Source organism: Pseudomonas sp. Pseusp16, from assembly GCF_047324915.1.
Lineage (GTDB): Bacteria > Pseudomonadota > Gammaproteobacteria > Pseudomonadales > Pseudomonadaceae > Aquipseudomonas > Aquipseudomonas fluorescens_CD.
Genome location: NZ_CP168522.1, coordinates 5366497 through 5393168, shown reverse-complemented (window position 1 = coordinate 5393168; position 26672 = coordinate 5366497). Strand labels below are relative to the sequence as shown.

Below are 26672 nucleotides of genomic sequence, written 5' to 3'. Positions count from 1 at the left end.
AAGGCCTTGAGTTGCTGCAAAAAGGGAACTTCAAGGCGGGATTACGGGGGTGAACCCGTCTTGAAAATGTAAAAGCCCCGCCCGGTGCAATACCGGGCGGGGCTTTTTTGTCTCGGTTACGCGAGCGCTATTACAACAGCGGGATCGAGTAGCTGACAATCAGGCGGTTTTCGTCCTGCGAACGGGTGTTCGGCAGGTCGGTGCGCCAGGTAGCGTTTTTCCACGTCAGACCCAGGTTCTTCAGCGGACCTTCCTGAACGACGTAAGCCACGCTCAGATCGCGCTCCCACTCGGAAGCACCATTGGCCGCCTCGCCACCCTTGGCGTTGACGGTATCGATATCGTCGCCGTGCAGGTACACCAGACCCGCGGTCAGGCCCGGTACGCCGACCTTGGCGAAGTCGAACGAGTAGCGTGCTTGCCAGGTTTTCTCGCCGGCACGGCCGAACTTCTGGATTTGCGAGTCGGTGATGGTGTAGTTCGACGAACCGTCGCCCTGGTTAAGCCAAGGGAAGTCGCTGCTGCCATTGCTGACCTGGTATCCGCCACCGAAGGTGTGACCGGCAACGCTGTACAGGAACAGACCGCTGTACAGGTTGTTGTCGACCTTGCCTTTACCGTTGGCTGCACCGCTGTAGTTGCCAGTGGTGAAGAACAGAGGGTCGTGACCGTTGGCACCGTCGTCGGAGCTGTTGAAGTAACGGAAGTCCGACTTCAACACGCCAGGGCCGATAGCCCAGTTGTGAACCAGACCCAGGAAGTGTTGCTTGTAGAACTCTTCCAGGTTGCCGTAGTAGTACTGGGCAGTCAGGTCCTTGGTGATCTTGTAGTCGCCACCGGCATAGATGAACTTGTTGCTGTCGCGGAATTTGGTGCCGCGAGTGTTCGCGCCCGAAATCGACATCTGCTCATTGTTGCTGGAGTTACGGCCTTTGACGGCTTCGATCTGGCCACCGACCAGCGTCAGATCCTTGATGTCGCCGGACGTGATCTGGCCACCCTGCCAGGTTTGCGGCAGCAGGCGACCATCGTTGGTCACGATTACCGGGTTTTTCGGCTGCAGGGTGCCCAGTTTCAGTTCGGTCTGGGAAATCTTGGCTTTGGCGGTCAGGCCCAGGCTGGAGAAATTATCTACCGCCTCGCCGTTGGATTTGCTCGGGAAAACCGTGCCGCCGTAAGAGGTCGCCGTGGCGCCGTTGGTGCCGCCGCCCGAATCCAGCTTGACGCCCAGCAGGCCGATCGCATCGATACCGAAGCCGACGGTGCCCTGGGTATAGCCGGAGATGAAACGCAGATCGAAGCCCTGGCCCCATTCTTCGTTTTTGTTGGCACCGGCACCGTCACGGTTGTCAGTGTTGATGTAGAAGTTACGCAGCCCCAATGTTGCCTTGCTGTCTTCGATAAAACCCGCGGCGTTTGCCTGCTGGGCCAATACCCCGACGGCCACAGCCATGGCCAGGGTGGACTTGTTCATGTTTCGCTCCTCTCGTTTCTAATTCTGATGTTCCTGGTCCCGAATCGATTGCCCGGGATCCTGAATGCATAATTTCGCGGCAAACCGTCTGAGCCGGTCGTTTGGCGGGCCGCAGGATACATGGCATTAAAGCCAAAAAGAATTTATTGAATCTTTTTAATATCGCTATGGAATATGACTTCCCACGGCAGAACCGAGGTATCGGCGGCGAGGCCGATTCCTGAACCTGATCAATTGTCGAGGGACGAAATTGCCAAATCCGAGCTCAGGGATGAGTGTCGGAGGACGCACTTTAGTGCTTGAATTAAAAAACTAAAAAGAATAAAAAAGAAATAGCATCTTTGTTTTTGGAATATAAAACCCGATGCAAAAAAAACCCCGCCAAGCGACGGGGCTTTTTCTTGTGGCTATTACATGAAGCTGTAGGTGTAGTTGAAGATCAGACGGGTCTGGTCTTGATCAAGGGTGCTGGTGTTGCCACGGTAGGTACCGTGACGCAGAGTCGTACCAAACCCTTTCAGTGCGCCCGTTTGAATCACGTAATCGATACGCGCGTCAGTCTCGTGCTCACTCAGGTCTTTACCCACACCGCTGGTTGCCTTGATGTCCTGGCCATTCAAGTAAGCAATCGAAGCTTTCAAGCCTGGTACGCCCAGTGAGGCGAAGTCATAGGAGTACTGACCGAACGTGGTGTTTTCACCGGCACGGATAAAGCTGCCGACCGTGGCATCGGTAAACGAGTAGAAGCTGGAGCCGCCGGCACCTTCTTGACGACCTTTGTCATCGACAAGGCTGCCCTGGTTCAGGAATACAAAGCCGCCGTCATCGTTGACACGCTGATGCCCGATCAGGAACGCGTTGCCACCCAGGGTATAGGTGAACATGGCGCTCCAGGTCTTGTTATCGACCTCGCCCGGGGTCTTGGCGAAACCGTTGTTGTTGTTGAAACGGAAGCCCGGATCGCCGTTCTTGCCGTCGGAGCTGCTATCGAAATAACGGATATCGGTCTTGAACGACTGATTGGCCGCGATCGGGTAGACGTGCACCAGGCCGAGGAAGTTCTGCTTGTAGAAGTCTTCCAGGTTCGCATAGTAGTACTGCAGCAAAAGGTCTTTGGTGACCTTCCAGTCAGCACCGCCGTAGAGGAACTTGTTGCTGTCCTGAGTCGCGCCAGCCACAGACAGGCCAGTGGAGTTCGAGGAGGCGCGACCCGACGCGTGCTCCAGCTGACCAAAGTTGAAGGTCACGTTGTCGATTTCTTTGGAGGTGATGGTGCCACCGTCAAAGGTTTGCGGCAGCAAACGGCTGTCGTTCGCGATCAGGATCGGCAGGTTAGGTGCCAGAGCGCCGCCCAGGTGGGCTTCGGTTTTCGAGAAGCGCGCCTTGACGTTGCCATCCAGACGGCTCCACTCGTCGGCCGCCTCATTGCCATCGCTAGGGAAGAACGAGTTGGCGTTACCGGTCGGGTGATGCCCCTTGCCGCCATCCAGATGGATACCCACCAGAGCCTGGGCGTCGATACCAAAACCTACGGTACCCTGGGTGAAACCGGACAGGTAATCGAACTTCAGACCCTCAGCGGTTTCTCGCTGACGGTTGGCAGGAGTACTCGCACCTTCACGCATATCGGCGTCGTAATACATGGTGCGCGAGCTGATGGAAGCCTTGCTGTCTTCCAGGAAACCTGCGGCGCCTGCCTGCTGCGCCAAAACCCCTATGGCCACGGCCAAAGCCAAGTTGGACTTGTTCATTGTGTAGCTCCTCTCGATTCTAATTCTTGTATTCCTGGTCTCGGGTCGACGCCCGAAATCCTAAGATGCGCGATTAGCGCCAGACCGTGACCCATAAGTCAATCGTAACCATATGTGTCTACGACCATAGTCTAATCCCCGATTTTTTGGTCCCTGCAGGGTCATGATTTCGTCATGAACCTGAAAAGAATTACTCGATTCTTTTCTAATACCGTTTAGGAATTTAGCTCCCCACTGCACGATTACCCCAGAATAGACGGTTCTGCTCATAAGCTAATTACTAAACGGTATTTATATTCGCTTTTTTAGATCGATTAGTTTCCGCCATAAATCGGAAACAAATCCTTTACCGAAAGGCGATCCCATGACGACCAAACGCGCACTATCCGGATCAATTGTTACAGTTTGTGTATCGCTGGCATTCTCTTTCACGGCGCAGGCGGCGAACCTCACCGTCGGCTATCAAACCGGAATCGACCCCAGCAAAGTCCCCCAGGCCGATGGCCTTTATGAAAAAACCATCGGCCAGCCCATCGACTGGCGGCGCTTCAACAGCGGTCCGGAAGTGGTCACGGCGATTGCCTCGGGCGATGTGCAAATCGGCAATCTCGGCTCCAGTCCGCTGGCCGCTGCCGCCTCGCGCAACCTGCCGATTGTCGCGTTCATCGTCTCGGCCCAGATCAATGCCGCCGAAGCGCTGGTGGTACGCAACGGCAGCGGCATCGAAAAACCACAAGATCTAATCGGAAAGACCATCGCCACGCCTTTCGTTTCAACCTCCCACTACAGCCTGCTCGGTGCGCTGAAGCACTGGGGCCTGGACGGCTCGAAAGTCAAAGTGGTGAACCTGCAGCCGGCGGAAATCGCGGCAGCCTGGAAACGAGGCGATATTGATGGCGCATTTGTCTGGTCGCCCGCCCTGGGGGAAATCCGCAAGACTGGCAAGACATTGACCGACGCTGCGCAGGTAGGCCAATGGGGCGCACCAACCTTTGAGGTCTGGGTGGCGCGCAAGGATTACGCCGAAAAACATCCGGAGGTCGTGGCCAAGTTCGCCAGGGTCACCCTGGATTCGTTCGCCGACTATGCCGCCCACAAGGACCAATGGACCGTTGATTCGGTGCCCGTCCAGAAAATCGCCAAACTGACCGGTGCCAACGCCGCCGATGTACCGGAGCTATTGGCCGGTTCCGCCTTCCCGGATGCCAAGGCGCAACAGAGCACCGCGCTGCTGGACGGCGGCACGGCCAAAGCCATTGGCGAGACGGCGAAATTCTTGAAGGAACAAGGGAAGGTTGAAACGGTGCTGCCAGATTATTCGCCGTATGTCAGTGCGAAGTTTGTCACCCAGTAACACCACCGACCTCTGTAGGAGCGAGCTCGCTCGCGATGGTCGTTAACGATGCCGCGTGTTTACTGACTAAACGCAGCGCTCTTGAGTCCATCGCGAGCGAGCTCGCTCCTACAGGGACTGCATCCTGATCAAAGGGCTTTTTCGAAGATCTTCGAATTACGCTGATAGTTGTACAGCGATGCCCGCGCCGACGGCAGTCGGTCGACGCTGCTCGGTTCGAAACCACGTTCGCGGAACCAGTGCGCGGTGCGGGTGGTCAGGACGAACAAGGTTTTCAACCCCTGCGCCCGTGCACGGGCTTCGATACGCTCCAGCAACTCATCGCCGCGACCGCCATGGCGGTATTCCGGATTCACCGCCAGGCAGGCCAGTTCACCCGCGTCCGAGTCGGCGATCTGGTACAGCGCCGCACAGGCGATGATCATACCTTCGCGTTCAACCACACTGAATTGTTCGATCTCGCGCTCGAGCACCTCACGGGAACGGCGCACCAGGATGCCCTGCTCTTCCAGCGGACTGATCAAGTCCAGCAAACCACCGACGTCTTCAATGGCCGCTTCGCGCACCACTTCGAACTGCTCCTGGGCCACCAGCGTACCGCCACCGTCACGGGTGAACAGTTCGGTCAACAGTGCACCGTCCTCGGCGTAACTGACGATATGGCTGCGGGCCACGCCGCCACGGCAAGCTTCGGCAGCGGCGTCCAGCAATTCCGCCTGATAGTTGCTGCCCAGCCGCTGCAGATGCGCCGGCACTTGCTGTGGACGCAGTTCGCGCACCAGGCGCCCGTGCTCGTCGATCAGGCCCAGGTCGGCGCCGAACAGCAGCAGCTTGTCCGCGCCCAGGTCGATGGCCGCGCGGGTGGCGACGTCTTCGCAGGCGAGGTTGAAAATCTCCCCGGTGGGCGAATAGCCCAGCGGCGACAGCAGGACGATGGAGCGCTCGTCCAGCAGACGGTTGATGCCCTTGCGGTCGACCCGGCGCACTTCGCCGGTGTGGTGATAGTCGACGCCCTCAAGCACACCGATCGGCCGTGCCGTCACCAGGTTGCCGCTGGCCACCCGCAGGCGCGAGCCCTGCATCGGCGACGAAGCCATGTCCATCGACAGGCGAGCCTCGATGGCGATGCGCAACTGGCCAACCGCATCGATCACGCACTCCAGGGTCGCGGCATCGGTGATGCGCATGCCGTGGTGGTAATGCGGGGTCAGGCCACGGGCGGCGAGGCGCGCTTCGATTTGCGGCCGGGAGCCGTGAACCAGCACCAGACGCACACCCAGGCTGTGCAACAGCACCAGGTCGTGGACGATATTGCCGAAGTTCGGGTGTTCAACGCCGTCGCCGGGCAGCATGACGACAAAGGTGCAATCGCGGTGGGCGTTGATGTAAGGCGAAGCGTGACGAAGCCAATTGACGTATTCGGGCATGAACCTGGGCCTGTAATAAATAGCAGCCGAAAAAAGGGCGAAACTGAAAACGCACAGCGGGCTGATGGTTATCGTCGGAACAGGCTTGGCGACACGCGCGCTCTCCTCATGAATACGGGTTTGGGTACCGGCAATTTAACCGCGAAACCTTGTAGGAGCGAGCTTGCTCGCGATGAATTTGAGGTCGCCACGTTCATTCAGGCAATACTCGTCATCGTTAACATCCATCGCGAGCAAGCTCGCTCCTACAGAGGGGTTAGGCAGTAATGCTCAATCAACTGTCGTAGTAGATGCACCGTAGGCTGCAAACGTGACATTTCGAGGTATTCCCCCGGCTGGTGGGCGCAGGCGATATCACCCGGGCCAAGCACCAGCGTTTCACAGCCAAGGCGCTGAAGATAAGGTGCTTCGGTGCCGAACGCCACTGCTTCGGCGCTGTGGCCGGTGAGCTTTTCGGCAAGGCGCACCAACTCGGCGTCCTCGGCCTGCTCGAAGGGCGGCACTTCGGGGAACAACGGCGCGTAATCGATCTTGACCTGATGCCGCTCGGCAACCGGCTTGAGCTTCTGCAGGATCTCGGCGCGCAGGACCTTGGGGTCCATGCCGGGCAGCGGCCGCAGATCGAATTCCAGCGAACACTGGCCGCAGATGCGGTTGGGGTTGTCGCCGCCATGGATGCAGCCGAAATTCATCGTGGGCGTCGGCACGCCAAACTGTGGATTGCGGAATTCGCGCTGCCATAACAAGCGCAGGCCACGCAGTTCACCGATGGCATCGTGCATGGCTTCCAGGGCGCTGTGGCCCAGGCGCGGGTCGGAGGAATGACCGCTCTGACCGAGGATGTCGATGCGCTCCATCATGATGCCTTTGTGCATGCGGATCGGCTTGAGCCCGGTCGGTTCGCCGATCACCGCCGCCCGCCCCAGCGGTCGCCCCGCTTCGGCCAGCGCGCGAGCGCCGGACATCGAGCTTTCTTCATCACAGGTGGCGAGAATCAGCAACGGCTGTTTGAACGGCTGATCGAGCAGCGGTATGACCGCCTCGATCGCCAGGGCAAAAAAGCCCTTCATGTCGCAACTGCCCAGACCGATCCAGCGACCGTCGACTTCAGTCAGCTTCAACGGGTCGGTTTGCCACAGCGCAGCGTCGAACGGCACGGTGTCGCTGTGCCCGGCCAGCACCAGGCCGCCGGGACCGGAACCGAAACTGGCCAGCAGGTTGAACTTGCCGGGGCTGACCTGCTGGATCTCACAGGTAAAACCCAGCTCACCGAGCCACGTCGCCAGCAGATCGATGACCGGGCGGTTGGTCTGATCGAGACTGGGTTGGGTGCAACTGACGGACGGTGCAGCAATCAGCGCAGCGAATTGTTCTTTCATCGACGGCAATGGCATCGCTGACTCCCGGCTCCCGAATTGAAGTCCATCATAGAGCCAACCGATGACAGGAATAAACCGTCGCGGCGCGTACTAACCTTGAGTCCTGTACACTGCACGACCTTGGCAGCCACACATTCCCCCGGCTGCGCTCCCGATCCTGGATTTTCCGGCCATGCAGAAAGAAACCGAAATCAAACTCCGCGTCAGCCGCGAAACCCTCGCCGCCCTGCGCGAGCACCCGTTACTGAAAAAACGCAACAAAAGTGGCTGGGAACGCCGTGAGTTGATGAACCAGTACTTCGACACGCCCGAGCGTGACCTGGCCCAGGCCAAGGTCGCCCTGCGTCTGCGCAAGGATGGCGACGAAGTGATCCAGACCCTCAAGACCCGCGGCCAGAGCGTCGCCGGTCTGTCGGTACGTAACGAGTACGACTGGAACCTGCCCAAAGCCAAGCTCGACCTGAAGAAACTCGACGGCGAATGCTGGCCCGAGGAACTGGCTGAACTGGACAAGAAAACCCTGAAGCCGATCTTCACCACCGACTTCGTCCGCGAACGCGCGGAAATCGCCTGGGGCCGCGGCAAGACCAAAGTGGTCATCGAAGCCGCACTGGACCTGGGTCACGTCGTGGTTGGCAAGCAGAAAGAAGAAATCTGCGAGCTAGAGCTGGAACTGCGCGAAGGCGAGCCGGCCGCGTTGCTGGAACTGGCCGCCGAACTGGCCGAGAAACTGGCCCTGATGCCATGCGACATCAGCAAGGCCGAGCGCGGTTATCGTCTGTACGACGCCCACAGTTATTCGTTGAGCCTGCCGGCACCGCAGATCAGCGCCGAAACGCCGCTGGACGACGCGTTCGCCGCACTGAGCTGGCATTTGCTGGGCAGCAGCCAGCGTCTGGCCGAGCAGTATCGCTTCAACGGTCACTGGCGCCTGCTGCAGGACTGGGTCGAAAACCTCGCGGAAATGCGCGCGCTGATCAGCAGCCTGGGCCAGGCCGCTCCGCGTCAGTCGACCCACGATCTGCGAATCGCGCTCGATGCCTTGCTGGAGGACTGGCGCCCGCTGGTCCAGGCCGGCCTGGACGATGAAGACGTGCGCAAGGCCGCACCCGAGCAGTTCCTCGAAGAACTCGAAGACCCGCGCTGGGGCCTGTTCTCCCTGACCACCTCGCGCTGGTTGCTGGCCCGCACCTGGGCCGCCGATCGCAACACCCGTGGCAATCGCCAGGGCGCTGCGCAACTGGGCAGCTGGTTGCCGCGCCTGCTGGGCGAAGAAGCCAACTCGCTGCAATTGCAGCGCTACCAGCAACAGCCAGAAGACCTGGCCGAGCAACTGCCGCGCATCGAACGCATCCAGGTCTGGCTGCACCATGCGCGTAGCGTGCTGGAGATCCCGGAAATGGATCGACTGTACGGTGAGCTGAACAAGCTGGCACAACTGGCCAACGAATCGATCACCGACGAAGTCCTGGATGCGCGCAAGCAGCAGGCGATTGCGGTGTATCAGAACCGCGCCTGGAAAATGCTGTTGCGTCTGTAATACCTTGTGGCGAGGGGCTTGCCCCCTCGCCACAAGCTCCCTCAAGCATCATCAGCGCAACACCGGCAAACTGGTGGTCGACTTGATCTCCGACAACGCCACGATCGAATTGACCTCCTGAATCCCCGGTACCATCGACAGCTTCTCAAAGAAGAAGCGCTCATACGCCTCGATGTCCGCCGTGACAATCCGCAGCAGGAAGTCCACCGCCCCCATCAACACGTAGCACTCCAGCACTTCCGGAAAGCCGCGAATCGCCTCGGTGAATTCGGTGAAGTTCGAACGCCCGTGGGCATTGAGTTTCACCTCGGCGAAGATCTGTGTGTTCAGGCCGATTTTCTTGCGGTCGAGCAAGGTCACCTGGCCGCGAATGATGCCCTCCTCTTTCATCCGCTGAATCCGCCGCCAGCACGGCGATTGCGAGAGCCCCACCTGCTCGGCGATCTGCGCGCTGGAAAGCGAAGCATCCTCTTGCAGCAAGGCGAGGATCTTGCGGTCATAGCCATCCAGCTCGCTTTGCATAAAAAAACCCTTTGTTGGTCAATAAGTGAATTGATTGATTCTAAATTTCTACAATGTTGCCAATCATAGAGAAGAAATACCCGGCACAGGATGTAAACATTTCTCCAGTAATTCTGGAGCCTGACCATGCCGTATCTCGAAGCCGTGAACACCCCGCCTGCCCGTGCCGATGTCTGGAACGTCAGCAACGCCCATTGCCGTGTTCGCTATCAAATGCTGGCCGAGGCAGAACCCGACCTGCTGTGTCGCGCCCTCAACCTGTTCGCCTTGCAATTGCTCACGCCGGAGCAGGTCAACGTGCAGCGCCAGGACGACTGGCTGGCCATCGAGATCGTCATCGACGGTTTGAGCTGGCACCGTGCGCAAGTGATTGCGGAAAAACTTCGCAACCTGATCAGCGTCTGCTCGGTGGAGCTGCAAGAAGCTGATTGCGCATGGGCCGAGGCGGTTCAAGCGGCGGGCTGAAAAACTCCGAAACGGCTTTGTCGGGTAGTGGCCCAGCGGTCAGTCGGGCCACGGCTATCCTTTGCGGACTGTCGTTCAAAAGGAGCCCGCATGTCCGTACAAATCGCCCTTCAGGACCGCTGGCTGGATCTCAATGATGTGCTGCGCGAACTGGTCGCCCAGGGCTTTATCAGCCAGGATTCGGCCGAACACGCACTCAATGCCCGCCGCCGCAACGCCACCCATGGCCAGATGCATCCGCTGGAGTTCATCGCCAGCCAACAGCTGGACGACCTCAGCCGTCCCGGCAAACCGCTGGACCTCGAAAGCCTGACCCTGTGGCTGTCCCGGCAGGCCGGCCAGCCTTACCTGCGCATCGATCCATTGAAAATCAACGTCGCGGCCGTGACTCCGCTGATGTCCTATGCCTTTGCCCAGCGCCACAAGATCCTCGCGGTAGCGATCGACCGTGATGCGGTGACCGTGGCCAGCGCCCAGCCTTATGTCAGCGGCTGGGAGGCTGACCTGACCCACGTGCTCAAATTGCCGATCAAGCGCGTGGTGGCCAACCCGGTGGAGATCCAGCGCTTGAGCGTCGAATTCTTCCGCCTGGCCAAATCGGTCACCGGGGCGAACAGCGCCGACCCGCAAGTCAGTACCCTCGGCAATTTCGAACAGTTGCTCAACCTCGGCGCCAGCGACCAGGAGCCGGACGCCAACGACGCACACATCGTCAATATCGTCGACTGGCTGTTCCAGTACGCGTTCCAGCAACGCGCCAGCGACATCCACATCGAACCCCGGCGCGAGCAAGGCACGGTGCGCTTTCGCATCGACGGCGTGCTGCACAACGTCTATCAATTCCCGCCCCAGGTCACCATGGCCATCGTCAGTCGCCTGAAAACCCTGGGGCGCATGAACGTCGCGGAAAAGCGCAAACCCCAGGACGGCCGGGTGAAAACCAAGACCCCGGACGGGGGCGAAGTCGAACTGCGCCTGTCGACACTGCCTACAGCCTTCGGCGAAAAAATGGTCATGCGGATCTTCGACCCGGAAGTCCTGCTCAAGGACTTCGACCAGCTCGGGTTTTCTGTCGACGACCTGCGCCGCTGGCTGGACATGACCCGCCAGCCCCACGGCATCATCCTCGTCACCGGGCCGACGGGTTCGGGCAAGACCACTACCCTCTACACCACCCTGAAAAAACTGGCGACGCCGCAGGTCAACCTCTGCACCATCGAAGACCCGATTGAAATGGTCGAGCCGGCGTTCAACCAGATGCAGGTCCAGCACAATATCGACCTGACCTTCGCCGCCGGCGTGCGCGCGCTGATGCGGCAAGACCCGGACATCATCATGATCGGCGAGATCCGCGACCTCGAAACCGCGGAGATGGCGATCCAGGCTGCGCTCACCGGGCACCTGGTGCTGTCGACCCTGCACACCAACGATGCACCCGGTGCCATCAGTCGCCTGCTGGAACTCGGCGTGCCGCACTACCTGATCAAGGCCACAGTGCTTGGCGTCATGGCCCAGCGGCTGGTGCGAACCCTGTGCCCGCACTGCAAGGCGCCGCTGACGCTGGGCGAAGACGACTGGCAAACCCTGACCCGTCCCTGGCAGGCACCATTGCCGGGCAATGCCCAGCGTGCCGTCGGTTGCCTGGAATGCCGCGACACCGGTTATCACGGGCGCGCCGGTGTCTACGAAATCATGCAACTGAGCGATGGCATCAAAGCGCTGATAAGCCCCGATACCGATCTGCTGGCCGTGCGGCGGCAGGCATTCAAGGAAGGCATGCGCAGCCTGCGGTTGTCAGGGGCACAAAAGGTGGCCGCCGGATTGACGACAATCGAGGAGGTTTTGCGAGTGACACCCCAGAGCGAGCAAAACTGAGCCCGGCTGCTCTTATCCGGCAGGGCCCCGCTACACTCCAGCGAGTGCAACTCCACAGATCCACACATCAACAAGGAATCGTTATGCAGATCGGTAGTGTGCTTTTGCTTTTTATCGGCCTGGTGGTCGCCATTCTGCTCATGGGCTTCAAGGTCGTGCCCCAGGGCTTTGAATGGACCGTCGAGCGTTTCGGGCGCTACACCAACACGCTCAAGCCGGGGCTGAACGTCATCGTTCCGGTCATGGACCGCATCGGTCGCAAGATGAACGTGATGGAAAGCGTGCTGGATATTCCGCCGCAGGAAGTCATCACCGCCGACAACGCCACGGTGCAGATCGACGCCGTGTGTTTCTTCCAGGTGGTCAACTCGGCCCAGGCCGCCTACGAGGTCAACAACCTCGAGCACGCCATCCGCAACCTGCTGCAAACCAACATCCGTACGGTGCTCGGCTCGATGGAACTCGACGCCATGCTCAGCCAGCGTGACGCCATTAACGAAAAACTGCTGCGCACCGTCGATGAAGCAACCGCGCCGTGGGGCATCAAGATCACCCGGATCGAAATCAAGGACATCAGCCCGCCCGCCGACCTGATGGCGGCAATGTCGGGACAGATGAAAGCCGAACGAATCAAGCGTGCACAAATTCTGGAAGCCGAAGGCCTGCGTGCAGCAGCGATCCTGACCGCCGAAGGCAAGAAGCAGGCACAGATCCTCGAAGCCGAAGGCAGCCGGCAAGCCGCCTTCCTGGAGGCCGAAGCCCGCGAACGACAAGCCCAGGCAGAAGCCCAGGCCACCAAAGTGGTGTCCGAGGCCATCGCCAGCGGCAACGTGCAAGCGGTCAATTACTTCGTGGCGCAGAAGTACATCGATGCGCTGGGCAAATTGTCTTCGGCCAACAACAGCAAAGTGATCCTGATGCCGCTGGAGGCCAGTTCGATGATCGGTGCGGTGGGCGGCATTGGCGAAATCGTCAAGGCCACTTTCGATAACAAGAAAGCCTGAGGCGCACCATGTGGGCATTTTTGCAGCACCTTTCGTTCTGGGACTGGTTGGCGCTGGGCACGGTGCTGTTGATTCTTGAAGTCTTCGGCGCTGGCGGCTACCTGTTGTGGATCGGCATGGCGGCGGCCGCCGTGGGCGTCTTGACCTTCCTCCTGCCGGGCCTGTCCTGGGAATGGCAGTTTCTGTTGTTCGGCCTGCTGTCGATCGCCACCGCGTTGTACTGGTGGCGGCGTCAACGCACGGCGACGCGTCCGAGCGATCAGCCGCACCTGAATCTGCGTGGCCAGGAACTGATCGGCAAAACCTTTGTGGTGCATGAAGCGATTGTCGACGGTCGCGGCAAAATCAAGGTGGCCGACGGCGTGTGGATGGCCCGCGGGCCGGACACTGCCATTGGCAGCCGCGTGCGGGTGGTCGGCCAGCAAGGCGCAGTCCTGCTGGTCGAAGCGGCGGAATAAGTGACCATGGAACTCGATTGAGGGTTGGCAATCCAAGGGCGTAGTTAACCCAGTGGAGTCACCCTTTCATGCGTTTCAAGCTTGCTGTCGCTACCGTCGCCCTGTTGTCCCTGCCTGTCGGCTCGGCGATGGCCGATACTTTTTGGCGTAACGTTCTTACATCCGGCGCAACCACCGGTTCGAGCTATCTGACGTCCAGGGATAACAAGCTGATCGTCGCGGCACAGGACGACGCCAGCAGCTTCGTCGCCAGCGACGGCGGTATCCGCGGCCCGTACCTGGAATCGGCCATACAGAAAGTCCGCGCAGCCAACCCGGGCCTGCAAGCCACGGACATGGAACTGGCGAACGCGATCCTGGCGAAGAATGCCGTGGCTTCGGAATAAGTAATACCCGCATAAAAATGCCGCTCACATGAGCGGCATTTTTTTGCCCTGCCTACACCTGTCTCATGTTCACTGATACCCCTGTAGGAGCGAGCTTGCTCGCGATGGTCGTTAACGATGCCGCGTGTTTACTGACTAAACGCAGCGCTCTTGAGTCCATCGCGAGCAAGCTCGCTCCTACAGGGGACATGTGTTGCCTGGGAGGTCAGCGGTAATCATCCACCGGCACACACGCACAAAACAGGTTCCGGTCCCCATACACGTTGTCCACCCGGTTCACCACCGGCCAGTATTTGTGAGCCTTGGTGTGCTCGTCCGGCGTGACCGCTTGCTCGATGCTGTATGGCCGTTCCCACACTCCGGTGATGTCGGCCAACGTGTGCGGCGCACCTTTCAACGGGTTTTCTTCAGCCGGCCAGTTGCCATTTTGCACCTCGTTGATTTCCGCGCGAATGCTCAACATTGCTCCGATAAACCGGTCCAGCTCCGCCTTCGATTCACTTTCGGTCGGTTCGACCATCAGCGTCCCGGGCACCGGAAATGACATGGTCGGGGCATGGAAGCCGTAATCCATCAGGCGCTTGGCCACGTCCTCCTCGGTGATACCGGTCAATGCCTTGAGCGGTCGCAGGTCGAGGATGCATTCGTGAGCTACTCGTTCGTTGCGCCCGGTGTACAGCACCGGGAACGCGCCCGACAAATGCCGCGCCAGGTAATTCGCGGCGAGGATCGCCACTTCGCTGGCGTCCGCCAATTGCGGCCCCATCATGGCGATGTACATCCAGCTGATCGGCAAAATGCTTGCGCTGCCCCAGGGCGCTGCGCTGACGGCACCATTTTGCGGGTGCGGCCCTTCGATCGGCACCACCGGATGGTTGGCCACGAACGGTGCCAGATGCGCCCGAACGCCAATCGGCCCCATGCCCGGCCCACCGCCACCATGGGGAATGCAGAAAGTCTTGTGCAGGTTCATGTGCGAGACATCGGCGCCAATATCGGCCGGCCGCGCCAGCCCGACCTGCGCGTTGAGGTTGGCGCCATCCATGTACACCTGACCGCCGTGCTGGTGGATCACTTCACAGATTTCGCTGATGCCTTCCTCATACACGCCATGGGTCGAAGGATAGGTCGCCATCAGGCAGGCGAGTTTGTCTGCGGCCTGCGCGGCTTTTTCCTTGAGGTCATCCAGGTCGACGTTGCCCGCCTCGTCACACTCGACGATCACCACGCGCATCCCGGCCATTTGCGCCGACGCGGGATTGGTGCCGTGGGCCGACGAAGGAATCAGGCAAATATCGCGGCCGCCCTGATGACGGCTCTCATGGTATTTGCGGATCGCCAGCAGCCCGGCGTATTCGCCTTGGGCACCGGAATTGGGCTGCATGCAGATCGCATCGAAACCGGTGATCGCGCACAGCCAGCGCTCCAGCTCTTCGATCATCAACCCATACCCGGTAGCCTGCTCTTTCGGCACGAACGGATGCAGGTTGGCGAACTGGGGCCAGGTGATCGGGATCATCTCGCTGGTGGCGTTCAGCTTCATGGTGCAGGAGCCCAGCGGGATCATCGATTGATTGAGTGCCAGGTCCTTGTTTTCCAGTTGCTTGAGGTAACGCAGCATCTCGGTTTCGCTGTGATGGGTGCTGAACACGGGGTGGCGCAGATAAGGTGAAGTACGCGCCAACCCGTCGGGAATTCCGCCAGGCAAGACTTCGGCATCCAGGTCCTCGATGCTGAGCCCGTGATCGGCTCCCAGAAACACGTCGAACAGCTTCGCCACGGTGCCTTCGTCGCAGGTCTCGTCGAGGCTCAAGCCCAGTTGGCCGCGCCCGAGAATGCGCAGGTTGATCTGCGCGGCCCGGGCACTTTCGATGATGGCGGTCTGGGTTCCTCCCACCTCCAGCGTCAGGGTGTCGAAGAAGTGCCGGTTGACCCGGGTAACACCGTTGCGCTCAAGCCCGGCGGCAAGGATGCAGGTCAGCCGATGAACCCGCTGTGCGATCCGCTTGAGCCCTTCCGGGCCGTGGTAGACCGCATAAAAACTGGCGATATTGGCCAGCAGCACCTGAGCCGTGCAGATGTTGGAGTTGGCCTTCTCCCGGCGGATGTGTTGCTCGCGGGTTTGCAGGGCCATGCGCAGGGCGGTGTTGCCCCGCGCATCTTTCGAAACACCGATGATCCGCCCGGGAATCGCTCGCTTGTATTCATCGCGGCTGGCAAAAAATGCCGCATGGGGCCCACCGTAGCCCATGGGCACGCCAAATCGCTGGGACGAGCCGAACACCACATCGGCGCCCAGTTCACCCGGCGGAGTCAACAACAACAGGCTCAGCAAATCAGTGGCGACACAGGCCAGGGCCTGCTGCGCGTGCAGGTAATCAACCAGCGGCCGCAGATCGTGGATCTCGCCGTGGGTGTCAGGGTACTGCAGCAGCGCGCCGAACACCTGGTGCTGCTTCAAGTTATCCACAGTGTCGACGATCAGCTCGAAGCCGAAGCCTTCAGCGCGGGTCTGCACCACGGAAACGGTTTGTGGGTGACAGTTTTCATCGACAAAGAACAGGTTGCTTTTGGACTTGGCGACCCGCTTGGCCAGGGCCATGGCTTCCGCCGCGGCAGTGGCCTCATCAAGCAGCGAGGCGTTGGCTAGCTCAAGACCGGTCAAGTCGATGGTCAATTGCTGGAAGTTCAGCAGCGCTTCGAGCCGCCCTTGGGCGATCTCCGGCTGATAGGGTGTGTACGCGGTGTACCAGCCGGGATTTTCCAGCACGTTACGCAAAATGACGGCCGGTGTGAGGGTGCCGTGGTAGCCCATGCCGATCAGGCTGGTCCAGACCTGGTTCTGTTCGGCATAACCGCGAAGTTTGGCCAGCGCGGCCTCTTCATCGAGCGCCGGCGGCAGGTCCAGCGCCCGGTTGAGGCGGATGCCCGGCGGCACGGTTTGCTCGATCAATTCGACCCGGCTGCCCAGGCCGAGACTGTCGAGCATCGCCTGTTGCTCGACGGCATCGGGGCCGAGGTGGCGGCGCAGAAAGGCATTGGGGTCGTGTAACTGGCTCAGGGACGGCAACTGGGACATGACGGGCTCTCTCTTGACTGGCGCTCAGCGTCGATGCAACACGGTCAAACCAGCATAGCAGTCGATATCCGCGTGGATGACGTAGCGCGGCGATCCAATCCGGATCATCATGTGCGGCGCCTACCTAATGTCCGCTGATCGGGTGACTGTATTCATGAGCCAACTGCCGTTCCTGCCGTTTTCCAAACCCACCATCGATGAAACCACGATTGCCGCTGTCGGCGACGTATTGCGCTCGGGCTGGATCACCAGCGGCCCCAAGGTCCAGGCCTTCGAAGCGCAACTCTCGGAGTATTTTGGCGGGCGCCCGGTGCGCACCTTCAATTCCGGCACCTGCACCATGGAAATCGCTTTGCGTATTGCCGGGGTCGGGCCGGGCGATGAAGTGATTACCACGCCGATTTCCTGGGTAGCCACTGCCAACGTCATCCTGGAAGTCGGCGCCACCCCGGTGTTTGCCGACATCGACCCGGTGACCCGCAATATCGATCTGGATCAACTGGAAGCGGCAATTACCCCCCGCACCAAGGCCATCATCCCGGTGTATCTCGCCGGGCTGCCCGTGGACATGACGCGGTTGTACGCCCTGGCGAAAAAGCACGGTCTGCGGATCGTCGAAGATGCGGCCCAGGCATTGGGCTCCAGCTGGAACGGCCAGCGCATTGGCTCGACCGGTGATTTCGTGTCCTTCAGTTTCCAGGCGAACAAAAACGTCACCTCCTCCGAGGGCGGTTGCCTGGTGTTGAATACGGCCGAAGAAGTGCGACTGGCAGAGAAATACCGGCTGCAGGGCGTTACCCGCAATGGTTTCGATGGCCTGGACGTCGATGTGCTGGGTGGCAAGTTCAACATGACCGACGTCGCCGCAGCCATTGGCCTGGGGCAGTTTGCCCATATCGAAGCGATCACCGCGCATCGCCGTGACCTGGCCCGACACTATTTCGCCTGCTTTGGCGAGGATTTCGAAGCGCAGTACGGAGCGCAACTGCCGCCAGCGGATTTCACCCACAGCAACTGGCATTTGTTCCAACTGGTACTGCCGGAGCGTACGGATGGCAAACCGGCGCGGGCGATGTTCATGGAGCAGATGCAGGCATTGGGTGTCGGGATCGGCTATCACTACCCGCCGATTCACCTGTTGAGCCTTTACCGCGAGCGCGGATTCAAGGAAGGCATGTTCCCGGTCGCCGAGCGGGTCGGTCGGTTGATTGTCTCGTTGCCGATGTTCACGGCGATGAGCAAAGCGGATGTCGAGCGTTCGGTGGCGGCCGTGAAAGCGGTACTGAAACCTTGAACAACCCCTGCAGGAGCCGGCTTGCCGGCTCCTGCAGGGGCGAGCATTACTCGCCGATGGCAGCCTTGTAGCCGGCGGCATCCAGCAGTTTTTCCAGGTCTGCAGCGTTGTTTGGCTTGAGCTTGAAGATCCAGGCACCGTACGGATCGGAGTTGAGCAGTTCAGGCTCACCACTCAGCGCTTCGTTGACCGCGATCACTTCGCCGGCAATCGGGGAGTAGATGTCGGAAGCGGCCTTGACCGACTCAACGACACCGGCCTGATCTTCAGCGGCAAACACGTTGCCGACTTCGGTCAACTCAACGAACACCACATCACCCAGCGCTTCCTGCGCGTGATCGCTGATGCCCACGGTGACGGTGCCATCGGCTTCCAGACGTGCCCATTCGTGACTTTCGGCAAAACGCAGGTCGGCGGGGATATTGCTCATGTTCTGTGTCCTCAGGAAATAGGTCAGCGGTCGTGCCCGCCGGAATAGGTTAGATCAAGGTTTTGCCGTGACGGACGAAGGTCGGTTTGACCACTCGTACCGGGTACCACTTGCCACGGATTTCCACTTCAGCACGGTCGGCAGTTGCCATCGGCACGCGCGCCAGTGCAATCGACTTGCTAAGCGTAGGAGAGAAACTACCACTGGTGATCTCCCCTTCGCCAACATCGGCGATGCGGACCACCTGATGAGCGCGCAAAACACCTCGCTCCTCAAGGACCAGACCGACCAGTTTTTGCTGTACACCGGCAGCCTGCTCCGCTTCCAGCGCCTTGCGCCCGATGAACTGCCGGGTGGCAGGTTCCCAGGCAATGGTCCAGGCCATATTGGAGGCCAACGGTGAAATGTCCTGCTGGATGTCCTGACCGTAAAGGTTCATGCCGGCTTCGACCCGCAAGGTATCCCGTGCGCCAAGGCCGATGGGAGAAATCCCGGCGCCGACCAGATCGTTGAAAAATCCTGGCGTCTGATCGGCCGGCAGAATGATTTCCAGGCCGTCTTCGCCGGTATAACCGGTGCGCGCGATGAACCAGTCACCATCGGACAGGCCTTCGAAGGGCTTGAGGAGCTGGATCAGGTTGCCGCGGGACTGGCTGACCAGCTCGGCAATTTTTTGCCGGGCGTGGGGGCCCTGAATGGCCAGCATCGCCAACTCGGAACGTTCGCGAAGTTGCACGTCGAAACCGTCGAGATGCGCTTGCATCCAGGCCATGTCCTGATCGCGGGTGGAGGCATTGACCACCAGGCGATAACCCTCATCGAGACGATAGACGATCATGTCGTCGACGATGCCGCCCTGCTCGTTGAGCATGGTGCTGTACAACGCACGGCCGGGGCTGTGCAGGCGCTCGACATCATTGGCCAGCAAATGCCGGAGCCAGGCTTTGGCCTGGGGACCGCCGACGTCGATTACGGTCATGTGGGATACATCGAAGACACCGCAATCGCGGCGCACCTGATGGTGTTCCTCGACCTGCGATCCATAATGCAGAGGCATGTCCCAACCGCCAAAATCGACCATCTTCGCGCCGAATGCGAGATGAAGGTCATACAGAGGCGTACGCTGTCCCATGGGTTTCTCCTTCCGGGCGTGGCGAAGGTGCGGGCAAGTGCTGCACGGACTGAATGCCTTGAAACAAAGGGCCTTTAGCCGATTTCAGCTACCTGGTCTGTCAGACGGACCGCACCGAATGCCGCGCATTGTAGCCGCAAGGTGTAGGACTGACACCTAGCTGTTTCGATGTGCTGAGCGCCGGATCAATCCGATGACCGGTAACAGGCCGACCAGCACCAGTGTCAACGCTGGCAAAGATGCCCTCGCCCACTCTCCTTCACTGGTCATTTCAAAGATCCGCACCGCCAGCGTGTCCCAGCCAAACGGGCGCATCAGCAGGGTCGCGGGCATTTCCTTGAGCACGTCGACGAACACCAGCAGCCCAGCGCTCAAGGTGCCGGGCAACAACAATGGTAGATACACTTTGAAAAACAGTCGTGGTCCACTGACGCCAAGGCTACGTGCCGCTTCGGGCAAAGATGGCCGTATACGCGCCAGGCTGCTTTCCAGTGGCCCATAGGCCACCGCAATGAAGCGCACCAGATAGGCCAGCAACAACGCTGACAGACTGCCCAGCAGCAGCGGCTTGCCCGCGCCACCGAGCCAGCTCGAGAGCGGGATCACCAGCTCGCGATCGAGGTAACTGAACGCCAGCATGATCGACACCGCCAGCACCGAACCCGGCAAGGCATAACCCAGGTTGGCCAGACTGATCCCGGAGCGAATGACCCGGGTGGGCGCCAGTCGTCGGGCAAACGCCAGTAACAAGGCGACGCTGACGGTGATCAACGCCGCCATCGCCCCCAGGTACAAGGTATGGACGATCAACCCGGCGTAGCGCTCATCGAGATCGAAACGCCCACGCTGCCAGAACCACACCATCAGTTGCAGCATTGGAATGACAAAGGCGCAGGCAAATACCAGCCCGCACCATGTCATGGCTGCCAGCGCCTTGACGCCTCGCAGGTGATACAGCGCCTTGACCCGTGGTCGCTCGTTGCTCGCCCGGTTGGCCCCGCGAGCACGCCGTTCGCCGTACAGCACGAGCATCACCACCAGCAGCAACAGGCTGGCCAGTTGCGCGGCGGAAGACAGGCTGAAAAAACCGTACCAGGTCTTGTAGATGGCCGTGGTGAAGGTATCGAAGTTGAACACCGACACCGCGCCGAAATCCGCCAGGGTTTCCATCAGCGCCAATGCCACTCCCGCACCGATGGCCGGCCGCGCCATGGGCAGTGCCACCCGCCAGAACGCGTGCCAGGGCGATTGGCCAAGGACCCGTGCCGCTTCCATCAGGCCTTTGCCCTGGGCGAGGAAAGCCGTGCGGGCCAGCAGGTATACATAGGGATAGAAAACCAGCACCAGCACCACAATCACACCGCCCGTGGAGCGCACGCGCGGCAGCCGCAGACCACTGCCGAACCACTCGCGCAGCAGGGTTTGCACAGGGCCGGCGAAATCCAGCAGGCCGACAAACACGAACGCGAGCACATAGGCTGGAATCGCAAAGGGCAGCATCAATGCCCAGTCCAGCCAGCGCCTGCCGGGGAATTCACAGAGGCTGGTCAGCCAGGCGAGGCTGACGCCCAGCAAGGTGACACCCGCACCGACACCGAGCACCAGCGTCAGCGTGTTGCCCAGCAGGCGTGGCATCTGTGTGTCCCACAGGTGGGACCAGATTTGAACGTCAATGGTTTGCCAGGAAAGCAGCAGGACGCTCAGGGGCAAAAGGACCAGCGCAGCGATGGCGAAGACGACTGGATACCAGCGGCGTTGGGCGGGGTGGGCCACAGGCTTGGTTCTCTACTATCTGATGGATGAGATCGACACTGTAGGAGCGAGCTCGCTCGCGATGAGCGTCAGGGCACCGCGGACCATCAGCCCCCCCGCGTTATCGTTGACGTTCATCGCGAGCAAGCTCGCTCCTACAGCGTCAGAGGCGCGTAGCGCAAAAACAAACGCCCCGCATAGGCGGGGCGCAGCATAACGGCTGACTCAGTTCCAGCCAGCCTTGTCCATCATGCGAATCGCTTCAGCCTGGCGCTTGCCGGCAATTTCCACCGGCAAGGTATCTGCAATGAACTTGCCCCAGGCCGCCACTTCTTCGGATGGATGAACGGCAGGGTTCGCCGGGAATTCCTGGTTCACGTCGGCAAAGATTTTCTGCGCTTCAGGCGTAGTCATCCACTCCACCAGGGCCTTGGCCGCTTCCGGGTGCGGCGCGTGTTGTGTCAGGCCGATACCCGACAGGTTCACGTGTACGCCACGATCAGCCTGGTTCGGCCAGAACAGCTTCACCGGCAGGTCTGGCTTCTGCTTGTGCAGGCGGCCGTAGTAGTAGGTGTTGACGATACCGACGTCGCACTGGCCGGCATTGATCGCTTCCAGCACGGCGGTGTCGTCGGAGAACACGTCAGTGGACAGGTTCTTGACCCAGCCCTTGAGGATTTCCTCGGTCTTCCCGGCACCGTGCACTTCGATCATGGTCGCGGTCAGGGACTGGTTATAGACCTTCTTCGCCGTGCGCAGGCACAGGCGGCCTTCCCATTGCTTGTCGGCCAGCGCTTCGTAGGTGGTCAATTCACCCGGCTTCACCCGATCGGTTGAGTAGGCAATGGTCCGCGCCCGCAGGCTCAGGCCGGTCCAGGCGTGGGAGGCTGCCCGGTATTGCAGCGGAATGTTGGCGTCGATGGTTTTCGAGGTGAACGGCTGGAGGATGCCCATCTGCTCGGCTTGCCAGAGGTTGCCGGCATCAACGGTGAGCAGCAGGTCGGCCGGCGTATTCGCGCCCTCGGCCTTGAGCCGCTGCATCAGTGGCGCTTCCTTGTCGGTGATGAACTTCACCTTCACACCGGTCTTGGCGGTGTAGGCATCGAATACCGGCTTGATCAGCTCGTCGATTCGCGAGGAGTAGACCACCACCTCGTCAGCGGCCTGGGCGGCGGTGCTACCGATCAGGGTCAAGGCCAGTGCAGTCAGTAGACGCTTCGGTGCCAACATGGGAGCGGTCCCTCGATTGAGAAATGAGGCCAAATGATAAGGACTCACATTTAGCTTCTCAATCGAACCCGCTTGCGGAGGAGTTACCAGATGTTGCGCTGCTTGGAAGTTGTGGTGCTTGTGCTGACGCCTTCGCGGGCAAGCCCGCTCCCACAGGTACAGCGCAATCCCTGTAGGAGCGGGCTTGCCCGCGAAGGGGCCAGTAGGCTCAACGCAAACCTCAGGGCTTGGCCAACGCCGGCAAATCCCCGGTCAGCCCCAGCGCTTCACGCACGAACAAGGCCTTGGCTTCCGGCATTTTCTCAACCATTTTCAACCCGGTATTGCGCAACCAGCGCACCGGCAACGGATCGGCCTGGAACAAGCGCTCGAAGCCTTCCATCGCCGCCATCAGCGCCAGGTTGTGAGGCATGCGCCGACGCTCGTAACGGCTGAGGACTTTCACATCCGCCAGGCGTTCGCCACGGTTTGCCGCTTGCAGCAACACTTCGGCCAGCACGGCGGCATCGAGAAATCCGAGATTCACACCTTGCCCGGCCAATGGGTGAATGGTGTGGGCCGCATCGCCGATCAACGCCAGGCCTTCAGCCACATAACGCTTGGCATGCCGCTGACGCAGGGGCACGCACAGGCGCGGGTCGGTGCTCAGTACATCGCCGAGCCGACCTTCAAAGGCCCGCTCCAGCGCCTTGCAGAAGCCTTGTTCATCCATCGCCATCAGACGTTCGGCCTCGCCTGGTGTGGTCGACCAGACGATCGAACACCAATCCTGTTGGCCGTCGCGCTCAAGGGGCAGAAACGCCAGCGGACCGGTGTCGGTGAAGCGCTGCCAGGCCGTCATCTGATGCGGTTTGGCGCAACGCACGCTGGTGACGATGGCATGGTGCAGATAATCCCATTCGCGGGTCGCGACCCCGGTCAGGCGCCGCACCGCCGAGTTGGCGCCGTCCGCTGCGATCACCAGCGGTGCGCGCAACGTGCGGCCATCGGCCAGGGTCAACAGCCAGTCATCGCCGGAGCGGCGCATCTGTTCCAGCCGTGCATTGGCCAGCAACCCCAGGTCGCAGTCGTGCAGGCGGTCAAGCAAGGCATCCTGGACCACGCGGTTCTCGACGATATGCCCCAACACTTCGGCATGCACACTGGCCGCCGAGAAGTGGATTTGCCCGGTGCCGCTGCCATCCCAGACCTGCATGTCGGTGTAGGGGCTGCTGCGCCGCCCGGCAATGCCATCCCAGACGCCAAGGCGTTCGAGAATCCGCTGGCTGGCGGCCGACAAGGCGCTCACCCGCGGTTCAAACGCGGCCTGAGTGTTGAAGGGTTTGACACTCATGGGGCTGCCGTCCAGCAGCAGGACTTCCAGCCCGCTGTCCTGCAACGCCAGCGCCAGGGCGCTGCCGACCATTCCGGCCCCGACAATCAGCAGATCTGCACGCATTTCCATGCTTTAAGCCTGTCTCTCTTGCGGCTTGAGCCGCACGTAAAGGGTTTTCCCGACCCGCGCCACCAGGTGGCCGGCGCCGTCATGAATGTCGACCTGCAATTGCGCCAGGTATTTTTATCAGTCGTGCCTTGCCAAAACGGCGGATCAGCCCGTCACGCATCTGGACGGGTACCCAGCCCCATCGCCTGTCGGGCAAACCAGCGCTTGGCCGGTGGCAGCAGATCGAGGCCGAGCAGGCCGATGTTGCGCCCCAGGGACACCAGCGGCTGGGTGCTGCCGAACAGGCGCGTGACCTGATCAGAGAAGCCCACGGTGAGGTCCTGATCGAGACGCTGGCGTTCGCGATAGGCTTGCAACGTGGCGAAGTCACCCAATGGTTTTTCGCTGGCGAGCAAGGCATCGGCCAGGGCCTGGGCATCGCGCAGGGACAGGTTGAACCCCTGGCCGGCAATCGGATGCAGGCTGTGCGCCGCGTTGCCGAGCACCGCCAGATGCGGACGCACCTGTTCTTCGGCCTCGACCAGTGTCAGCGGATACAGATGCCGCGCACCGACCTGTTTCAATGCGCCAAGGCGATAACCGAACACACCCTGCAACTCGCTGAGGAAGCTGCGCTCATCGAGTGCCGCCAGGCGTTGCGCGTCCATGCCCAGGCGGGTCCAGACCAGTGCGCAGCGGTTTTCCGGCAGCGGCAGCAATGCCATCGGGCCTTCGTCGGTGAAACGCTCAAAGGCCATGCCGTTGTGGGCTTCACTCGGGGTGATGTTGGCGATCAGCGCGCTCTGGTTGTACGGACGCTTGCGGATGCCGATCCCCAATTGCTCGCGCAGGCCGGAACGGCCACCATCGGCGAGCACCGCGAGGTCGCATTCCAGGATGGTTTCATCGTTGAGGGTCAGGCGATAGCCATCGGTCAGCGGCTCCATGCGAGTGACCTCCGCCGGACAACGCCAACTGATCACATCCTTGTCCAGGCCTTGCCACAGGCATTGGCCGAGCCAGGCGTTTTCAACGACATAACCCAGCGCTGGAACGCCCTCTTCCATCGCCGACAACCGGGCGGTGGAGAAACGTCCACGGTCGGACACATGAATCTGCTTGATCGGCTCGGCGCGGCGGGTGACTTCCTGCCAGATGCCCAACCGTTGATAGATTTGCCGCGAGCCGAAGGACAACGCCGAAGAACGGGCGTCGTAACTCGGTTGCCAGGTGTCGCCAGGGGCGAACGGCTCGATCAGCACGATCTTCCAGCCCCGGGCTTTGGCGCCGGCCTGCAGTGCAAGCGCCAGGCTTGCACCGACCAGCCCGCCACCGATGATTGCCAGGTTGACTCGACTCATGCCGCTTGTGTCCGTGCTTGCGCCATCAGGGCCTCGATTTCGGCGACAGACTTCGGCACGCCGCCCGTCAATATTTCACAGCCGGTTTTGGTGACCACTACGTCGTCCTCGATGCGCACGCCAATGCCGCGCCATTTCTTCGCCACGCTCTGGTTGTCCGGGGCGATATAGATCCCCGGCTCCACGGTCAGCGCCATGCCGACCTCCAGCACGCGCCACTCGCCGCCGACCTTGTATTCGCCGACATCATGCACATCCATGCCAAGCCAATGCCCGGCGCGGTGCATGTAGAACGCCTTGTAGGCTTCGCTGGCGATCAGTTCGTCGACGTCGCCCCGCAGCAGCCCCAGCTTGACCAGCCCGGCCGTGATGACCCGGACCGTAGCCTCGTGCGCCTGATTCCAGTGTTTGTTCGGGGCGATTTCGGCAAAGGCGGCCTCCTGGGAGGCCAGCACCAATTCGTAAATCGCTTTCTGTTCCGCTGAATACTTGCCACTGACCGGAAAGGTCCGGGTGATGTCGCTGGCGTAACAGTCGATCTCGCAACCGGCATCGATCAGCACCAGATCACCGTCCTTGAGTACCGCGTCATTCTGCTGGTAATGCAGGATGCAGCTGTTGCGCCCCGCCGCGACGATCGAGCCGTAGGCCGGCATCTTCGCCCCGCCCTTGCGGAACTCGTAATCGAGCTCGGCTTCCAGGCTGAATTCGTGCAACCCGGCGCGACAGGCCTGCATCGCCCGCACGTGCGCCTGGGCGGAAATCCGCGCCGCCTCACGCATCACTTTCACTTCCGCCGCCGATTTATACAGGCGCATGTCGTGCAGCAGATGATCCAGGGCAACGAATTCGTTCGGTGGCTGGGCACCGAGGTTGGCCTTGGAACGGATCACGTTGATCCACTCCATCAGGTGGCGGTCGAATTCAGGGTTGCTGCCCATGGCCGAATACACCCGGTCACGGCCTTCGATCAGGCCCGGCAGGATGTCGTCGATATCAGTGATCGGAAAGGCGTCGTCAGCGCCGAAATCGCGAATCGCGCCTTCCTGCCCGGCGCGCAGGCCATCCCACAGCTCGCGCTCGGCGTTGCGCTCGCGGCAGAACAGGATGTATTCGCCATGCACACGCCCCGGCATCAACACCAGTACGGCCTGGGGCTCGGGAAAACCGCTGAGGTACTGGAAGTCGCTGTCCTGGCGGTAAACGTGCTCGACGTCGCGGTTACGAATGGCCACCGCGGCGGCGGGCAGGATGGCGATGCTGTTGGGTTCCATCTGCGCCATCAGGGCCTTGCGGCGACGGCTGTATTCCGATTTCGGGATGTGGATCATGGGCA

Annotated in this window: 21 protein-coding genes and 1 pseudogene; 8 read left to right on the top strand and 14 right to left on the bottom strand. The window is 60.7% G+C overall.

What is annotated here, in order from left to right:
- Positions 1 to 130: 130 nt before the first annotated feature.
- Positions 131 to 1474, bottom strand: a complete 1344-nt coding sequence (locus ACEN8Q_RS24420; protein WP_413421921.1) for an OprD family porin — start codon at positions 1472 to 1474, stop codon at positions 131 to 133.
- Positions 1475 to 1884: 410 nt separating this feature from the next.
- The gene (locus tag ACEN8Q_RS24415) at positions 1885 to 3225 is read right to left on the bottom strand and encodes an OprD family outer membrane porin (RefSeq protein ID WP_413421923.1); all 1341 of its coding nucleotides are present in this window, start codon (positions 3223 to 3225) and stop codon (positions 1885 to 1887) included.
- Positions 3226 to 3589: 364 nt separating this feature from the next.
- Between ACEN8Q_RS24415 and tauA the strand changes: the two genes are divergently transcribed.
- Entirely contained in the window at positions 3590 to 4579 is a 990-nt protein-coding gene (tauA, locus tag ACEN8Q_RS24410; protein ID WP_413421925.1) for a taurine ABC transporter substrate-binding protein, read from the top strand.
- A gap of 128 nt (positions 4580 to 4707) precedes the next feature.
- On the opposite strand, the gene argA is transcribed toward tauA, so the two are convergent.
- Positions 4708 to 6006 (bottom strand): amino-acid N-acetyltransferase, encoded by a 1299-nt coding sequence (gene argA / locus ACEN8Q_RS24405; RefSeq protein ID WP_413421927.1) that lies wholly within the window; start codon positions 6004 to 6006, stop codon positions 4708 to 4710.
- Between the two features lie 245 nt (positions 6007 to 6251).
- A complete protein-coding gene (gene argE / locus ACEN8Q_RS24400; RefSeq protein WP_413421929.1) occupies positions 6252 to 7400 on the bottom strand; it encodes an acetylornithine deacetylase in 1149 nt (382 codons plus the stop codon).
- A gap of 157 nt (positions 7401 to 7557) precedes the next feature.
- On the opposite strand from argE, the gene ACEN8Q_RS24395 reads away from it, so the two are divergent.
- Positions 7558 to 8925 carry an inorganic triphosphatase gene (locus tag ACEN8Q_RS24395; RefSeq protein ID WP_413421931.1) on the top strand — a complete coding sequence of 456 codons (1368 nt, stop codon included), beginning with the start codon at positions 7558 to 7560 and terminating at the stop codon, positions 8923 to 8925.
- Positions 8926 to 8976: 51 nt separating this feature from the next.
- Here ACEN8Q_RS24395 and ACEN8Q_RS24390 read toward each other — a convergent pair whose 3' ends face one another.
- Positions 8977 to 9447, bottom strand: a complete 471-nt coding sequence (locus ACEN8Q_RS24390; RefSeq protein WP_413426525.1) for an Lrp/AsnC family transcriptional regulator — start codon at positions 9445 to 9447, stop codon at positions 8977 to 8979.
- Between the two features lie 126 nt (positions 9448 to 9573).
- Between ACEN8Q_RS24390 and ACEN8Q_RS24385 the strand changes: the two genes are divergently transcribed.
- From ACEN8Q_RS24385 to ACEN8Q_RS24365, 5 genes are all read left to right on the top strand, one after another.
- Complete coding sequence (locus ACEN8Q_RS24385) at positions 9574 to 9912, top strand: hypothetical protein (protein ID WP_413426523.1); 339 nt, start codon at positions 9574 to 9576, stop codon at positions 9910 to 9912.
- Between the two features lie 90 nt (positions 9913 to 10002).
- Positions 10003 to 11787 carry a GspE/PulE family protein gene (locus ACEN8Q_RS24380; protein WP_413426521.1) on the top strand — a complete coding sequence of 595 codons (1785 nt, stop codon included), beginning with the start codon at positions 10003 to 10005 and terminating at the stop codon, positions 11785 to 11787.
- An 83-nt stretch (positions 11788 to 11870) separates the two neighbouring features.
- Positions 11871 to 12791, top strand: coding sequence for an SPFH domain-containing protein (locus tag ACEN8Q_RS24375; RefSeq protein WP_413426519.1), 921 nt, complete (start codon positions 11871 to 11873; stop codon positions 12789 to 12791).
- Between the two features lie 8 nt (positions 12792 to 12799).
- Positions 12800 to 13249 (top strand): NfeD family protein, encoded by a 450-nt coding sequence (locus ACEN8Q_RS24370; RefSeq protein ID WP_111282872.1) that lies wholly within the window; start codon positions 12800 to 12802, stop codon positions 13247 to 13249.
- A gap of 68 nt (positions 13250 to 13317) precedes the next feature.
- Complete coding sequence (locus ACEN8Q_RS24365) at positions 13318 to 13635, top strand: DUF2388 domain-containing protein (protein ID WP_085716288.1); 318 nt, start codon at positions 13318 to 13320, stop codon at positions 13633 to 13635.
- Between the two features lie 205 nt (positions 13636 to 13840).
- Here ACEN8Q_RS24365 and gcvP read toward each other — a convergent pair whose 3' ends face one another.
- Positions 13841 to 16714: an aminomethyl-transferring glycine dehydrogenase gene (gene gcvP, locus ACEN8Q_RS24360; RefSeq protein ID WP_413703831.1), complete on the bottom strand. Its 2874-nt coding sequence runs from the start codon at positions 16712 to 16714 to the stop codon at positions 13841 to 13843.
- 154 nt (positions 16715 to 16868) lie between these two features.
- Here gcvP and ACEN8Q_RS24355 point away from each other — a divergent pair, with 154 nt between their 5' ends.
- Entirely contained in the window at positions 16869 to 18008 is a 1140-nt protein-coding gene (locus tag ACEN8Q_RS24355) for a DegT/DnrJ/EryC1/StrS family aminotransferase (RefSeq protein ID WP_413426514.1), read from the top strand.
- A 46-nt stretch (positions 18009 to 18054) separates the two neighbouring features.
- On the opposite strand, the gene gcvH is transcribed toward ACEN8Q_RS24355, so the two are convergent.
- The 8 genes and pseudogenes from gcvH to pepP all read right to left on the bottom strand — a co-directional run bounded on the left by gcvH (position 18055) and on the right by pepP (position 26667).
- Entirely contained in the window at positions 18055 to 18438 is a 384-nt protein-coding gene (gcvH, locus tag ACEN8Q_RS24350) for a glycine cleavage system protein GcvH (protein ID WP_413426512.1), read from the bottom strand.
- A gap of 49 nt (positions 18439 to 18487) precedes the next feature.
- Positions 18488 to 19570: a glycine cleavage system aminomethyltransferase GcvT gene (gcvT, locus tag ACEN8Q_RS24345; RefSeq protein ID WP_413426510.1), complete on the bottom strand. Its 1083-nt coding sequence runs from the start codon at positions 19568 to 19570 to the stop codon at positions 18488 to 18490.
- Between the two features lie 156 nt (positions 19571 to 19726).
- Complete coding sequence (locus ACEN8Q_RS24340) at positions 19727 to 21343, bottom strand: ABC transporter permease (RefSeq protein ID WP_413426508.1); 1617 nt, start codon at positions 21341 to 21343, stop codon at positions 19727 to 19729.
- 204 nt (positions 21344 to 21547) lie between these two features.
- The gene (locus tag ACEN8Q_RS24335) at positions 21548 to 22552 is read right to left on the bottom strand and encodes an extracellular solute-binding protein (protein WP_413426506.1); all 1005 of its coding nucleotides are present in this window, start codon (positions 22550 to 22552) and stop codon (positions 21548 to 21550) included.
- Between the two features lie 220 nt (positions 22553 to 22772).
- Positions 22773 to 23990, bottom strand: coding sequence for a 2-octaprenyl-3-methyl-6-methoxy-1,4-benzoquinol hydroxylase (locus ACEN8Q_RS24330; RefSeq protein WP_413705517.1), 1218 nt, complete (start codon positions 23988 to 23990; stop codon positions 22773 to 22775).
- Positions 23991 to 23999: 9 nt separating this feature from the next.
- Positions 24000 to 24110, bottom strand: a pseudogene (locus ACEN8Q_RS24325) (tetrameric acyl-CoA thioesterase); the annotation flags it as partial.
- Between the two features lie 38 nt (positions 24111 to 24148).
- Positions 24149 to 25336 carry a 2-octaprenyl-6-methoxyphenyl hydroxylase gene (gene ubiH, locus ACEN8Q_RS24320; RefSeq protein ID WP_413703830.1) on the bottom strand — a complete coding sequence of 396 codons (1188 nt, stop codon included), beginning with the start codon at positions 25334 to 25336 and terminating at the stop codon, positions 24149 to 24151.
- Positions 25333 to 26667 (bottom strand): Xaa-Pro aminopeptidase, encoded by a 1335-nt coding sequence (gene pepP, locus ACEN8Q_RS24315; RefSeq protein WP_413426502.1) that lies wholly within the window; start codon positions 26665 to 26667, stop codon positions 25333 to 25335. Before pepP ends, ubiH begins: the two co-directional genes overlap by 4 nt.
- Positions 26668 to 26672: the final 5 nt, after the last annotated feature.

Coding starts and splice junctions, on each gene's coding strand:
- ACEN8Q_RS24415 (WP_413421923.1), bottom strand. CDS start 3,225: ATGAACAAGTCCAACTTGGCTTTGGCCGTGGCCATAGGGGTTTTGGCG.
- ACEN8Q_RS24370 (WP_111282872.1), top strand. CDS start 12,800: ATGTGGGCATTTTTGCAGCACCTTTCGTTCTGGGACTGGTTGGCGCTG.
- ACEN8Q_RS24390 (WP_413426525.1), bottom strand. CDS start 9,447: ATGCAAAGCGAGCTGGATGGCTATGACCGCAAGATCCTCGCCTTGCTG.
- gcvT (WP_413426510.1), bottom strand. CDS start 19,570: ATGGGACAGCGTACGCCTCTGTATGACCTTCATCTCGCATTCGGCGCG.
- tauA (WP_413421925.1), top strand. CDS start 3,590: ATGACGACCAAACGCGCACTATCCGGATCAATTGTTACAGTTTGTGTA.
- gcvP (WP_413703831.1), bottom strand. CDS start 16,714: ATGTCCCAGTTGCCGTCCCTGAGCCAGTTACACGACCCCAATGCCTTT.
- argE (WP_413421929.1), bottom strand. CDS start 7,400: ATGCCATTGCCGTCGATGAAAGAACAATTCGCTGCGCTGATTGCTGCA.
- ACEN8Q_RS24355 (WP_413426514.1), top strand. CDS start 16,869: ATGAGCCAACTGCCGTTCCTGCCGTTTTCCAAACCCACCATCGATGAA.
- ACEN8Q_RS24330 (WP_413705517.1), bottom strand. CDS start 23,990: ATGCGTGCAGATCTGCTGATTGTCGGGGCCGGAATGGTCGGCAGCGCC.
- ACEN8Q_RS24385 (WP_413426523.1), top strand. CDS start 9,574: ATGCCGTATCTCGAAGCCGTGAACACCCCGCCTGCCCGTGCCGATGTC.
- ubiH (WP_413703830.1), bottom strand. CDS start 25,336: ATGAGTCGAGTCAACCTGGCAATCATCGGTGGCGGGCTGGTCGGTGCA.
- ACEN8Q_RS24380 (WP_413426521.1), top strand. CDS start 10,003: ATGTCCGTACAAATCGCCCTTCAGGACCGCTGGCTGGATCTCAATGAT.
- ACEN8Q_RS24395 (WP_413421931.1), top strand. CDS start 7,558: ATGCAGAAAGAAACCGAAATCAAACTCCGCGTCAGCCGCGAAACCCTC.
- ACEN8Q_RS24365 (WP_085716288.1), top strand. CDS start 13,318: ATGCGTTTCAAGCTTGCTGTCGCTACCGTCGCCCTGTTGTCCCTGCCT.
- ACEN8Q_RS24335 (WP_413426506.1), bottom strand. CDS start 22,552: ATGTTGGCACCGAAGCGTCTACTGACTGCACTGGCCTTGACCCTGATC.
- ACEN8Q_RS24420 (WP_413421921.1), bottom strand. CDS start 1,474: ATGAACAAGTCCACCCTGGCCATGGCTGTGGCCGTCGGGGTATTGGCC.
- gcvH (WP_413426512.1), bottom strand. CDS start 18,438: ATGAGCAATATCCCCGCCGACCTGCGTTTTGCCGAAAGTCACGAATGG.
- argA (WP_413421927.1), bottom strand. CDS start 6,006: ATGCCCGAATACGTCAATTGGCTTCGTCACGCTTCGCCTTACATCAAC.
- pepP (WP_413426502.1), bottom strand. CDS start 26,667: ATGATCCACATCCCGAAATCGGAATACAGCCGTCGCCGCAAGGCCCTG.
- ACEN8Q_RS24375 (WP_413426519.1), top strand. CDS start 11,871: ATGCAGATCGGTAGTGTGCTTTTGCTTTTTATCGGCCTGGTGGTCGCC.